General features: G+C 45.0%; 10 protein-coding genes. 5 read left to right on the top strand and 5 right to left on the bottom strand.

Annotated features, from left to right (window positions below; translation table 11 throughout):
* Positions 1-256: 256 nt before the first annotated feature.
* Positions 257-1,288: a PocR ligand-binding domain-containing protein gene (locus tag MH215_RS12715; RefSeq protein WP_239290612.1), complete on the top strand. Its 1,032-nt coding sequence runs from the start codon at positions 257-259 to the stop codon at positions 1,286-1,288.
* Between the two features lie 106 nt (positions 1,289-1,394).
* Here the strand turns inward: MH215_RS12715 and MH215_RS12720 are convergent, their stop codons facing one another.
* The 3 genes from MH215_RS12720 to MH215_RS12730 all read right to left on the bottom strand — a co-directional run bounded on the left by MH215_RS12720 (position 1,395) and on the right by MH215_RS12730 (position 3,947).
* On the bottom strand, positions 1,395-1,868 hold the full coding sequence (locus tag MH215_RS12720; RefSeq protein WP_239290614.1) for an SMI1/KNR4 family protein: 474 nt from the start codon (positions 1,866-1,868) through the stop codon (positions 1,395-1,397).
* A gap of 82 nt (positions 1,869-1,950) precedes the next feature.
* The gene (locus MH215_RS12725) at positions 1,951-3,048 is read right to left on the bottom strand and encodes a threonine aldolase family protein (protein ID WP_239290616.1); all 1,098 of its coding nucleotides are present in this window, start codon (positions 3,046-3,048) and stop codon (positions 1,951-1,953) included.
* A gap of 23 nt (positions 3,049-3,071) precedes the next feature.
* A complete protein-coding gene (locus tag MH215_RS12730; RefSeq protein WP_239290618.1) occupies positions 3,072-3,947 on the bottom strand; it encodes a LysR family transcriptional regulator in 876 nt (291 codons plus the stop codon).
* A gap of 138 nt (positions 3,948-4,085) precedes the next feature.
* Here MH215_RS12730 and MH215_RS12735 point away from each other — a divergent pair, with 138 nt between their 5' ends.
* The 3 genes from MH215_RS12735 (at position 4,086) to MH215_RS12745 (ending at position 5,784) form a co-directional block, all read left to right on the top strand.
* Entirely contained in the window at positions 4,086-5,075 is a 990-nt protein-coding gene (locus MH215_RS12735; protein WP_239290620.1) for a quinone oxidoreductase family protein, read from the top strand.
* Between the two features lie 65 nt (positions 5,076-5,140).
* Positions 5,141-5,290: a hypothetical protein gene (locus MH215_RS12740; protein WP_239290622.1), complete on the top strand. Its 150-nt coding sequence runs from the start codon at positions 5,141-5,143 to the stop codon at positions 5,288-5,290.
* Between the two features lie 104 nt (positions 5,291-5,394).
* Positions 5,395-5,784 carry a hypothetical protein gene (locus MH215_RS12745; protein WP_239290624.1) on the top strand — a complete coding sequence of 130 codons (390 nt, stop codon included), beginning with the start codon at positions 5,395-5,397 and terminating at the stop codon, positions 5,782-5,784.
* A 118-nt stretch (positions 5,785-5,902) separates the two neighbouring features.
* Here the strand turns inward: MH215_RS12745 and MH215_RS12750 are convergent, their stop codons facing one another.
* Both MH215_RS12750 and MH215_RS12755 read right to left on the bottom strand, forming a co-directional pair.
* Entirely contained in the window at positions 5,903-9,985 is a 4,083-nt protein-coding gene (locus MH215_RS12750) for an S-layer homology domain-containing protein (RefSeq protein ID WP_239290626.1), read from the bottom strand.
* A 34-nt stretch (positions 9,986-10,019) separates the two neighbouring features.
* The gene (locus tag MH215_RS12755) at positions 10,020-12,518 is read right to left on the bottom strand and encodes an S-layer homology domain-containing protein (protein ID WP_239290628.1); all 2,499 of its coding nucleotides are present in this window, start codon (positions 12,516-12,518) and stop codon (positions 10,020-10,022) included.
* A gap of 319 nt (positions 12,519-12,837) precedes the next feature.
* Between MH215_RS12755 and MH215_RS12760 the strand changes: the two genes are divergently transcribed.
* Positions 12,838-13,626, top strand: coding sequence for a formate/nitrite transporter family protein (locus MH215_RS12760; RefSeq protein WP_056695170.1), 789 nt, complete (start codon positions 12,838-12,840; stop codon positions 13,624-13,626).
* Positions 13,627-13,716: the final 90 nt, after the last annotated feature.

The following is a 13,716-nucleotide window of genomic DNA, read 5'->3' on the forward strand; positions in this document are numbered from 1 at the left end:
TTTTGATAACAAATTATTATAATTTGCAATCGTAATTTTTTGCTTTTTACTACAATCATGGTATCTTATTGTCATGGGCTTTTTATACATTACCCACAGGCATTACATTTTAATATGTACAAATTCCTAACTTTTAGAGGTTGTTCAATAAGTCCGTTTTTAATTCACCTCATGTAACTAAGAACAAGTACTTCAAATAAGAACATAACGTAGGACGACATACCGTCTTGATCCAGCCTGCTATGGAGGTTTCACCATGATTAAGGAATACTTGCATATTAATAAAATTCTTGACCTGACCAAATGGAAGCGGCTACAGGATTCACTTGCCACCGTGACGAAACTAGCTATCTTAACCGTGGATTATAAAGGGATTCCCGTGACCAGTCACAGCAGTTGTCAGGCGTTCTGCCAGAGTGTACGCAAAGATCCCGAGCTACTTCCCTATTGCCAAAAATGTGACTCACGCGGCGGTCTGGAAGCTGTGCGACTGAATGAACCTTATGTGTATCTATGTCATTTCAACATAGTAGATATAGCCATTCCCATCACAATTGACGGAAAATATATCGGGGCTGTTATGGCAGGACAAGTTAAGCTGGCTGACCCGGAGAAGGGTACCGATCTGGAACAGATCGTGACCTCCAAGAATGTACCGTTGCACGCCGAGAAGCTGAATGAGTTACAGGAAGAGTACAACCAGTTACCGGTCATGACGTATGAAGAGGTTGTGAAAATTTCAAATATGCTGTCCCTGCTCTGCAACTATATTGTGGAGGAAGCGCTGAACAAAAATTTGCTCGTTGAAATGTTTGAGAAGGCTTCTGGCAATCAACAATCGCTGAACCTCGCGACCATCCTGCCGGGATATTCCATTCGTAATATTGAATCCATCAAAAAAGAAATGACCAATGCGATTGCGGATGCTTATCTGAAAACCAGTCCTAATGAAGCCGAATCTACCAATCCGGTGTTACAACCCGCCTTTGAATACATTCATAGTCACAAAAGCGAGCAGGTCTCGTTGAAGCATATGGCTGAGCTCTGTCACCTAAGTCCAAGTTATTTCAGTCGCTTATTCGCCAAGGAAACGGGTGAGAATTTCACGACTTATCTAGCTAAACTCAAGATAAAATGGGCCAAGCAATTACTTGAGATTACCGATATGCCTGTCTCTCAGATTAGTGATGAACTAGGATTCAATGAATCAGGTTATTTTATTAAAATCTTCAAGAAGTTTGAGGAAATTACCCCTGCCCTTTATCGTAAATACATTCAGAAGCAATAAGCCCCAGATGCGAATGATTTTAAACAGAAAAGAGGTGATGCTTTCATCACCTCAACATACACCAGTCCGTACTTCCACCGGAATCCATCGTCTCTCTCCTGCTCATCTATGATTTCATCTGTTCCTGAACCCATATTGCTGCTTCTGCCAGCATCGTCATTAATTCATTAAAATCAACAGCAACATCCTCTAGAGGAAGCTCATACGCATCATGAACCAGCATTAACACTTTGCCAGAGGGCTGATCCAGTATAGCAATACTCCCCTCACCAAATCCGCCAATTGGAAAGGGCTCAAGTTCCGCTGGAAGATCGTATTCAAGCTTGTACTCGCGGTATGCCTCCAGAAACTCGGGATATGCCCAGTCTAATTCCTTTACCGAATACAAGGCAGGATCACCGAAGTTGCAAGCACCGAATTCAAGTAAAAGCGCGCGATAAGCTGCGGGAATGTTCACGTTATGCTTTTGCTCAAAAGCCTGCATCTCCTGCTCTGTATCAGGTTTGCACCCCTTACCCATCGTGGTCTGATAAGCTTGTACCAACAGCTCCCGAATGGAATCCAATTCAGTTGACGTCATACGAACTCAACTCCTCCTCGAATGAAAAGATTATAATATGTTGAACCCTTCCACTCTTAACGCTGTACGATCTCACCCTTAGTTACACCGACTGCTTCTGCATCTCTTCGTTCAACCATGTCAGCGCTGCTCGCAGCTTATCCTGTGGTACGTGAGCATAACGATCACCCATAGAGAGTTCGAAGACACAGCTGTTTCCGCTTGTTTTGTTCAAATATGACGTAATGCCTATCCCATAATGCTGCGTCATCTGCACAAGCAGAGGTTCTACCTCCGAAGCTGCAAGCGCAATGTGAACATGAAACATATTTGATACCGGAACTTCAGGTAGTGTACGTATGCCATGACATGCGTTCAATAAGGCAGCCAGCTCTTTAGCCTGCTCGTAATATAGTCGCATTTTGCCAATCCGTTCATTGTAGTAGTATTGTGAGCTTAGAATATATGGATATAGGCCGATTAGATCTCCACCGTGACGTCGTTTCCACACCTTGGACTCTGTCATCACATCATTATCTCCAGCAAGTATGGCTCCTGCAATCCCGCCGATGCCCTTGTAAAAGGATACGTACACACTGTCAAATAAACTGCATATCTCCGCAGGTGTCTTCTGATAATAAGGTGTAATCTCGAACAGACGCGCTCCATCTAGATGAAGCTTAATTCCACGTTCACGACAATACGCTGAGATGGACTCCAGTTCTTCGTAACTTGGCAATTGCCCACCAATCTCCCGCTGCGGCAGCTCAAGTAAGAGGCAAGCAATCTCCTGATCCAATCCTTGTACATCTTCTAAACGAATGAGCCGATCCTTATCTGCCAGTAAAATGGTTTCTATCTGATGTAGCTCCTTCAGCCCATCTTCTTCATGGATCTCCAGATGAGCCAGCGGGTGATAAGCAACTCGTTTCAGCCCTTGGCGATCACACCAGATCCGCAATGCAATCTGCTGTGCCATCGTTCCACTTGGGAAAAATACAGCCGCTTCCTTACCTAGCACATCAGCCATCTGCTGTTGAAAATTATCGATGACGGCTCCGTTGCCATAGTGATCACTCGTCAGCTCTCCATCCACATGCCTAAACGCTTCTTGAAGAACTTTAATCTTTCGGCTACCATGACCGCCGATAATATAATCCGCATTCTGAAATGCTTCAGCTAACGTTAGGGATGATTCCATCCATTATTCACTCCTTCTATTTACTAACTGCCCTTCTCGTCTGTCTTCAACAATGATAACCAGGCACGCATGGCTCCTGACAAATGCTCACTGTGGGGATAGATGAAGCCCACTTCCAGTCTACGATAAGGCTCAGGCAATGAATAGATATGCACCTCACCTCTGGATTGCGCTTGAACCACAGTGGAACGTGGCAGCAAAGATACACCAAGCCCAGCAGAGACGCCGTGTATGATATTGTCTAACGTCCCATACTCGGTAACCTGTATGGTTGGCACCCCTTGATCCCTGAGTAATGCCTCTGCCTGCTCTCGATGTGTACAGCCTACTTCAAAGAACAACATCGGTTTGCTTAACCAATCTTGTAGTTCATATGATTCTTGTTCCTCGGGTTCTGCGATTAATACCAATTCTTCCTCCATTACCTTCATATAGCTCAGATCGGGAATATTCTGTGGTCCATAGATGAATGCGCCATGCACCTCATGTCGAATGACCTTTTGCATCAACTCATGGGTTCCCCCTGTCGCCAGTGCGAGTTGCACATCTGGATAATGTGAACGATACTCTGCCAATAATGGAGTTAGCAACTTCGATGCGGCTGTCTCAATCGACCCCAAACGAAGTGAACCTACAGGTTTATCTCCTATTAAAACCGCTTGCCCCGCTTCATAGATCAGACTGACGATTTTGTCTGCGTACAAGAGCAGATTCTCACCCGCCGGCGTGAGCGACATTCCCCGATTAGAACGTCGAAATAGAGGTGCTTGCAGCTGTTCTTCGAGCTGTCTGATCCGTGTTGTCACATTGGACTGCACATAATTCAGTGCTATTGCAGCTTTGCTGATACTGCCTTCGCGGGCAACCGCCTGAAATATTTTTAAATCTCCTGCATCCATGCCCTAATCACCTGCTTATTGTCTATCATCATTTTTGATATTCACCTTCATTTTTGTTCATTTTACGTGAATCTCTCCCATCTGTACAATGAGGCTCAATACGCAACGTTATACCACACACAGGGAGGAAAAAGAGAGATGAAAGCTATGATCCATGCTCAGCATACCGGACGCCAAGGTCTTCAATTGACAACAACAACAGCCCAAGCGCCATTGGAAGGCGAGGTACAAATCCAATTGAAATCCGCTGGAATTAACCACCGTGATCTGTTTATTATGGCAGCACATACCGCTCAGGACGAGCCACTCATTCTTGGATCGGATGGGGCAGGAATCATTGTCGAGATTGGAACAGGTGTGCATGATTTATCTGTAGGTGACGAGGTCGTTGTCCACCCAACCCTTTATTGGGAGCACGCTGTTGATGTGCCTACTGTCCCTGATATTGTAGGTGGCCCTACCCATGGAACTCTCGCACAATATATTACGCTACCTGCTAGAAATGTCTTGCCCAAACCCTCTCATCTATCATGGGAGGAAGCAGGAGTGTTATCCCTTTCAGCCTTGACCGCGTACCGCGCCTTATTTACTCGTGGCGCGCTTCAGCCGGGTGAACATATTCTAATTCCGGGGATCGGCGGAGGTGTAGCGACCTATGCCCTGCTCATGGCCGTTGCCGCAGGTGCCAAAGTAACGGTTACCTCAAGAAGTGAAGCCAAGAGAAACCAGGCTCTACACTTGGGTGCCTCACAGGCATTAGATAGTCATGAAGATTGGCATCTCTATGGCGATCTTGAAACGGTTGACATGATTTTGGATAGCATCGGACAAGCGATGTTCCCAAAATATTTTGATATAATTAAACCAGGTGGACGTATCGTCATGTATGGGGCAAGCTCAGGAGATGATCTGACGGTGCCAATTCGTGCGATTTTCTTCCCACAAGTTAGCCTAATCGGAACCTCTATGGGCAGCCGTGAAGAGTTTGTGCAGATGCTGCAATGGCTGGAGAAACATGACATTCATCCGGTGATCGATCGGATCTACTCGTTACAGAACAGTGCTGAGGCGTTTGAACGTATGGCCAATGGAGAGCAGTTCGGCAATCTCGCCATCGTTATGGATTGACATCTGAGTTAGATGGAGCCTCATTCATAGATACAATGACAAAAAAAACTCTGGGGGGTGCACATATGACTGAAGTTACTCGTGTAGAGCTAATCGAATGGGTTCGTAAGCTAATGAACGCGGAAGGAACAGAGGCAGAGTTAGATGAGATGTTAAGTGAGCTGCAGCAACAGGTTACCTTATGCAGAGATCAGCAATCTCATTTACTGGGATGATCGAGACCTGTCTCCTGAGCAGATCGTAGAAGAAGCACTCGCTGCCCGCCCTATCCAGCTTCCGCCCCCGTCCCAATCTTAAGGATAAGGAGGCAACGCCTACAATGACGGATGTACCCGATAACAGTAACCATGAACGAGACGATCATAATGAACTTGGCGAGCACTCAACCCACCCGATACACCTTACCCAAGGGGAGATCAACGCACTGGAGAAAGCCATTATGTATCTCAAGTTTGAATGCAACGAGACCGATTCCCTCCTTTACGCTGGTAGCCCCTTACTGAACAGCGTATTGGAAAAGGCGCGTGATGCAAGTAGATTCGGAGAGTTCGCGAAAGACCTTCACTCTCGCCCTAATGAATATGCAGAGACATTCATGCGTGACAAGTTAGAACGCTCCTACGCAGAAGAATTAGCACCGCGGGAGCGATCCACAGTACAGAAGGATGAAATTCTGCGAGCATGTATGTTTCCATATCCGGTGAAATAAAAAAATCTCTATACTCGTAGTTTGAGTATAGAGATTTCTTCTTCATGTTTAGGTTAAGGAGACGTTTGATTCAATTCATTAGAACGACTGGTCACTATCCCTTGTGATTGATCACAACTTAGGGATTATGATAGCCGATATACTGTATAGTTCCTTTCGGAAACTCGTTCCATTCACCTGTTAACGAGAATTGCTGTGAACCTGTATAGATGCCACCTTTGCGAACAATGGTTCCGCCAGCAGGCATAAATCTATCATGTGAATCGGGGTCACCTAATACATCCACAACTCGTCCATCCTTTTTGAGAACCAATGCAACGACATTATACTCATTCGGATTTAAAGGATTATATAATGACAGGAAATCATTAATATACCCAAAGTGAGTTTCATCCATAAAATCGTAATATGTCTCATTAACATATACCCCAGGTACATTAGCATAAATATCAAATAAATTCTTTGTAACTATTCTCTTTGTGGAGGTTTGGTTCATCCATTGATGCACTTCCAATTGATACCCTGACGCTTTGAGGGACGGGTCGCCTCCTCCTGTGTAATGCACTTGCACAACAACTTTCTCAGCTCCTGCATCCACATATTGCGAGAAGAATAGCTCTGGCGTTCCTTGAGCTGTCGAATTCACCTGAACCACTACAGCTCGGCCATCATTACCGATAATCCAGAATAATAGCGGAGATACGGTTAAGGGAATTTGAGAAGAAGTAATAATATCTGGCCCTGTAAAGGTCGAGTATGCCGTACCGCTGTATAGTTGGAAGCTCGATTGACCAGGAAACCAATTGGACGCTGCAAAGGTCAGTGGATCTCTTACACCTGACTTGGTGCTAACCTGTATGACACCACTGTTTACCAGAGTAGCGGTACGGACATTAAAGGTGTAATCCACCTGTCCACCCTTTCCATCATTTGCAGTCAGCGTTAAGGGAGCAACCGTGTTCCCTGTTCCTGGTTTCAGCGTCAGCAGACTACCATGAATACTCGCATCCACCGCTTCATTTGAACTGTTGCTAACCGTGAATTGTAATGAATCCCCGTCTGGATCACTGAACAACTGCCCCAGGTCAAATGTGCGATCATTCGTTACATTCGGCGTTAAGACTTGCTCGTAAATGGCACTTACAACCTCAGGTACTGTGTTAGAGCTGGCGTGTTCCCCTTGTACGATCAGGCCTACGAGTGCTTGTTCACTTCGCCCGCTTTGATCATGCAGCATGAACATTACCTTCGTATTCCCTTCCGCAACAGGGGTAATCGCAACCTGTAAACCGTCAGTAGAAACGGTAGCAATATTTTCATTTAGTGTTATAGCATTGACTGACAATGTACTTGTATCAAAGCCAGATAGATATGGAGCAAGATCCATATCCAGAATAGCCCAAGGCCATGTTATCGTTTGATCTGGAATAGTAGCAATCATTCCAGCTTCGACCACCACTACGTCTATATACCCTGCAGCCTCTTGTCCTTGAGAATCAGTTGCAACAATTTTAATCTTTGTTGTACCAGCCTGAATTGCACGTAGAGTCAACACATTGCCCGTTACGCTTGGTTCCAGCATAGATACATCATCGGGATTGTCCAAGGATGCAACGTAGTTCAATGCTTCGCCCTCTGGATCTATGAAATAGTTAGACAATTCAATGATCTGATCGTTTTTTCCAAGAACAAGAAACTGCTTGGGTGGGCTATCTGTCAGAACTGGAGGCTGATTAGGTATGGACAACACCTCTACCTCGAATGCTCCATTCACGATCCCTCCGTTACCATCACTCACGGTGTATGAAACGGTGTAGGTTCCGATTTGGAGTGCAGATAAGTTCAATACCCCCACATTCTCTTCAACAGCAAGGCCATCTGGGTTGGAAGAAGATGCCGTATACGTCAAAGAATCACCGTCTGGGTCTGTATAATGCTCATTTAAGTTTGTTCCAGGGATCATATCCCCTAGGTATACATTAACTTTTGCAGGAATTGCGCCTACAGGTTCACGGTTAATATGTGGCAGAACAACAATTCTCAGATCCACTTCTGTAACACCCGTACTGCCGTCATCGGCAACCTGCTGATCATCCACTTTAACTTTAAGTACAGTTTCCCCTACCTTTTTGGGTGTTAATTTCAATATCGTGCCGTTCACTTCTGTACCAACGATGTCCGTGTCCATATTGGTTACATTGTACAGCAGCTCTGATTCATATTTCTCATCATCCATAAAATAGATGCTAAGATCCACGTTCTCGCTGTCTGATTTCGCGTGAAGTTCTTGATCTGGAATAGGTGATGCAAAAGGTGATGCGTTTACGTTAACCTCAAATGTGGATCTTAATCTTTTGCCTCGACCATCATTCGATGCAATTGTAATTGTAGCGATGCCGTGCTCTAATGGAACTATATTTAATTGAGTTCCCGTAAGCACAGCCTTGGCAACGGAAGATTTGGACGAGCTAACAGTATACGATATCACGTCACCATCCGGGTCAGTCACATATTCGTTAAGGTTTAACGTTGCCGCCTGCCTATTGCCCGTCAATTTGCGATTTTCGAATGGCTTGATTAGTTCAGGCGAACGATTCGCCACAACGGGAGGTGATTCACTGCCACCACCACTGCTGCTACTATCCGTCCCACTCGTTCCTCCAGAAGCAGACGTCGTTGGTGTTGCACTTGAGTTGTTCGTGCCCGTATTTCCACTTATTGCTGAAGCGGGTACTCCCACAGCCAAAGAAACATCAGATACCTTTACATTGCCAGCTACATTAATCTGGGAAGCAGAATTGTTAACTTGAAGCTGTTGCACGGTACCTGCAACATTTAAGCTTATTGCACCCGAACCTTCTACTTTAAGTTGCTGGATCGCAACGTTACCATTCAGTTGCAAAGGCTTGGCTGAATCCAGAACAACCGTATCAATAGCTCCTTGTAACTCTACCTGACTTGCCCCTTCAACTATCTTTAAAAGCGGAAGGGTTGCGGTTGCTGCGATATCAATTGCGCTGTTTGATCCTACGCTCACCTCTTGAGCGCTGGTATTCCCCGTAAGCACAACATGCACATCGGTTTTGTTGATACCTACAGTGTTCAGAACGGAGTTATCGAATACAACCGTATTGGAATCACCACCTTGAACCAACACGGACTGTTCTACTTTAATATTCTGGGCGTAAAAATCATGCTCCATCTCAGGGGCAATTGTCAGCTTGCCTTTCACTGTAAGTCCCTGTACAGAAGTGAAATCTGCCTTAATCGTCAAATCTCCATTCAATACGGCCCCGTTACCATTCAATAACAAATTATTACTGAATTCCGGTTTACCTTCGGCTGCTTCTAAGCCACCCTTCCTGATCTCCAGTTCATTAACTTCAGTAATGGTTCGATTATGGCTCATGAACTTTATTTCAGCTTGGTTCAATATCGCCTTATTACCTTCATTCAGAAGACCGGCCACTTGCTCAGAGGCTTGATAGGTGACTCCATTGATCTGAATCTGATTTCCATGAATGGACTGAACCAAAGATAGACGCTTTTCTGGAAACATAGCCGACAACAACATTCCGACAGCTTCGCTTCGAACAAGTCCTTGTTTAACTTTAATATCTCCTTGATACTCGCTTAGAAGATCCGCCTTCTCCGCTGTTTGAATATACGGAGTCGCCCATGAACTAGCCCCCTTCCAATCCGAGGAAAGAGGCTTCTTCTGAGCTTCCTCTTTGGCAAAAGAAGTTGCTCTTACCAGAACCGTCATAAGCTCCTGTCCCGTAATCGGCGCTGTAGGGTGGTAACTCCCTTTAGCATCTCCCTGTAACAGTCCAGCCTGCTTAACCGCTTGAATATACGGTGCTGACCAGCTATTCGATGGGACATCGGCAAAAGGTGCTGATGCTTGTTTATTTATCGTTAACCCAAGCGATTGAGCCAATATAACCGCTAATTCTTGGCGAGTAATCCGATCATTCGCCCGAACATCTCCATTAGGGTCACCTTTAATGATTCCCATTGATACTGCCCTACTCATTGCACTGCTCAACTTCATGTTGGTGGAATCTTGCGCAACCGTTGATACGCCGGACGCAGACATAGCCTGCGCCCCTGACTTATCATATTGTGCAGATACGGGTACAGCGTTGGAAAGTAGTAATGCGATCAAGGTGAGCTGTACAGTTCTGCTTATTTTAGACATTGAGGTGCTCCTTCAAAATAGAATATTGCAATGACTATGGGGTGGGAATTGTGGATGTGTAGTTGCCTAAACCGTCATAATAATTGGCTCCACTTACGTTCCACTGTGTTGCATTGTAGGACGCGTCACCATGCATAGCGCCAGATATTCTTGCAATGGATTGAGCAGGGCTCATCATTGCTGTATCCATCGGGTCATCATGACCATCTTGATAGAGTTGTAGAACAAACCCTTGAGGGTTCTGTTGATCTACGTTGAAAGAAATAAAGTATTGATCATCTTCATCTAACGGGAAGAGTGTAGAATTATCCGCAATGACCAACGTTTTATTAGGTTCAATTGTGGTACCACTATCAAACGTAATCAGTTCCCCACCATCACCACGTGTAATAGAGTAACTGGATAGCTCAATTGCTTTCGATGTCGGATTATATAGTTCAATCGCTTGAGTTGCCCCATCTCCCCATACAACCTCTGAAATAAACAGCCCCTTACCTGCATCGGGATCTGCCACATTAACCGTAAATGTAGTCTGCGTGCTGAGAAGAGTAGGGTCAGTTGCCTTCACTGTAATCGTAGCTGAACCAGCTTTATCCTTGAAATCTAACGTCAACGTATCTGCTTGCACACTCGTCTCTACTACTGACGGATCAGAAGAAACTGCCGTATACGTGAGGTTATCTCCGTTCGGATCAGCAAACACCCCTGTCAATTGAACCGTTTTACTCACTGTACCTAAATCAACATTTACCGTGTCCAGTTTTTTTACCTCATATGGAGGAATTGGGATAATGATCGGTGGAATGATGATTGGCGGAACGGGTGGGAATGGCGGCATAGGTGGGAATAAGAATGGCATAACCAAATAATTAAAAGTTGCCGTTACCTTACCTCCTTTACCATCACTAACTTGTACTTTAACCGCTGTACTCCCAATCGTTACTGGTGTAATCCCTAATGTTGAACCTTGAATACTTGCACTAGCAATGCCCTGATTGATCTCCGTAATTTCATAACTCAATTCATCCTCATCCGGATCGGAAAATACAGTCGTAAGATCGATCTGTTGGACAAGACTTCCCACAACCACCGTTCTATCCGTAATAGCGGCTTTGACAATAGGCGATTGATTTTCCGGTGTCGGAGGTACAACAACAGGTGGCTCCGGTTCCGGTTCCGGCTCTGGCTGTGGTTGTGGTTGTGGTTGTGGCTGTGGCTGTGGCTGCGGTTGTGGTTGTGGCTGTGGCTGTGGCTGCGGTTGTGGTACCGGCGTTGGTGATGGAGATGGCGCTGGCGAACCGCCTGATGAACCTGATGAACCTCCACTTGAAGTGCTCATTCCCTGATTACTGGACGGAGCACTCGCAGAAGGCGTATTACGAATGATCTGTGAAATTACCCCACCTTGTGGTAGTGTAACTTTGTCTGTTTTTATACCCGTAGGCAGTTGAATAAGGGACTTCACATTTTTCAGTACAATTTCTTTCCACGTGCCTGTTCCGAGAACAGTTAGCTTGTCCGTTGTATCTACCGTTACGGAATTGATATCCCCATCAATCGTTATAGAAGCTGCACCTTGTTTCAGAATAACTTTGGACAATGTATCTGTTTTCAAAGTAATATGATCTGCTGACACAGAAACAGTTCCCTGATAAGAGGTTCCTTTCAGATCTAGCATTACGGAGTCTTTAGCCGTACCTGCCTGGGTAACCTGAATCTCGGACACAGAAGATAAATTACGTGTACGTGCGTCATACGTGATGACAGCGTTCTGTAATGCTGCTTGGTTTTTCTCATTCAAAATGCTCTGCAATTCCTTGCTAATGACAAAAGGACGTCCTTCAATGTAGGCAACATCGCCGTCTAATTTCGTTAACGAGGCTGTCCGCTCTCCCGTCTGGAATACATCTACCAACACTTTGGCAATATCTTGCCGTTCCACATAGGCCTTGGATTCAAACTTACCTTCACTTGAATCCAACAAGCCCAGCTTCAACGCTGTATGTACCTGTTCTTTGGCCCAACCACTCACTGTAGCTTCGTCCGAAAGCGTCTGTTTTTGGCCGCCCTTGGCACCTTGTGTTCCTGTGACTCTTACCAAAATGGATGCAAGCTCTTCCCGGCGAATTGGATCGTTGGCACGGAAGTTCCCGGATTTATCTCCAGTCATCCATCCTGCTTTTTGGATAGCTTCAATATAAGGCGCAGCCCAATCTGAATATTTGACCCCAGTATTCGATGTTTCTTGAATAGTTAACTGTGATGCTTTGGCTAACAATACAGCCATCTCTCTGCGAGTCAAATGCTGGCGTGGATGAAATGATCCATCTGGATATCCTGAAATTAATCCTTGATTAACCGCTTCCTGCACCGCTTGCAGAGAAGTGGAACGAATTTCCGTTTGATCGGTAAAAACTGACGTTGCTTGGCTCTGTGCTCCCCCTGATAAGTCTGCTGCATTAGCGAGTTGTGTACTCGACAACATGCCCACTACAACCGAAGTCAGCAATACTTTTTTCCAATCCTGATTCATGTACGTTTCCTCCCAAAGAAACTCGTTTTCGGCACATAGCTTATCAGGATGTTCTGAACAAATTCTGAACAGAAATGCTAACATTTGTTCCAATTTAAAGGAGCTTCTCCAACTGCATTTTCTAGTGTTTCACTTAACATTGAAAATGGATGCAGGGTTTATTTTTTTTATTAATAATGGGTCTGGCATCAATACAGATTTATAAAATATTCTTTTTTTGAAATAACGTGCCTCTATCTAAAAATTCGTTATAATGGAAAGAACTTGGCGAGATTGGTAAGTTTATGAATTCACACAACTTAGTCATTGGAGGATGATTATGGAAACGGAAGGTTTACGGAATGTTGAGAGTTTGGCCTTGAAGAAACACAAGATTTTCAAACAAAGCTTAATGCGCTATATCGCACGCTCGATGCTTGCGAGTATGTTCATCGGGTTTGGGGTAATCGTAGCATTTAAGACAGGGAATTTCTTCTATATGGAACAGTCCCCGTTTACATACCCAATGGCAGCAATCACGTTCGGAGCAGCCATCATTCTGATTGCCTACGGTGGTGGTGACCTGTTTACAGGAAATACGTTTTACTACACGTATGCTGCATTACGCAAGAAACTACGCTGGCTTGAAGTGGTGAAGCTATGGATTGCAAGCTACAGTGGGAACCTCATGGGAGCCGCAGTATTTGCCCTATTAATCTATCTCACCGGTTTGTTTGATTCAGCTCAAGTTAATGGCTTCCTGCTCAGTGTGGTTGAACATAAAATGGAAGCTCCCACGATGCAGCTGTTCTTCCGAGGCATTCTATGTAACTGGCTGGTATGTCTAGCGTTCTTCGTACCGATGTTTATGAAAGAGAACGGCGCCAAAATGTTCGCCATGATGCTCTTTGTCTTCTGTTTCTTCATCTCGGGCTATGAACATAGCATAGCTAACATGTGTACTTTTGCGATTGCTCTGGTGCTGAACCATCCGGGGACCATTTCGTTCGGAGGTGTACTCCACAATCTGGTTCCGGTTACACTGGGCAATCTGGTCGGCGGTGTATTCTTAATGGGCTTTATGTATTACACCGTGAACAAACCATTCTTAGATGAGGAAACACATTAACACCATGACCTAACCCTGTAACACAGACATAGGTTGCTTCCTCATGTAAGCCAGGCAAGTGTCCAAGGACGTGTAAGATCGTTAAGCATT

Source organism: Paenibacillus sp. ACRSA (genome assembly GCF_022346845.1).
Taxonomy (GTDB): Bacteria; Bacillota; Bacilli; order Paenibacillales; family Paenibacillaceae; genus Paenibacillus.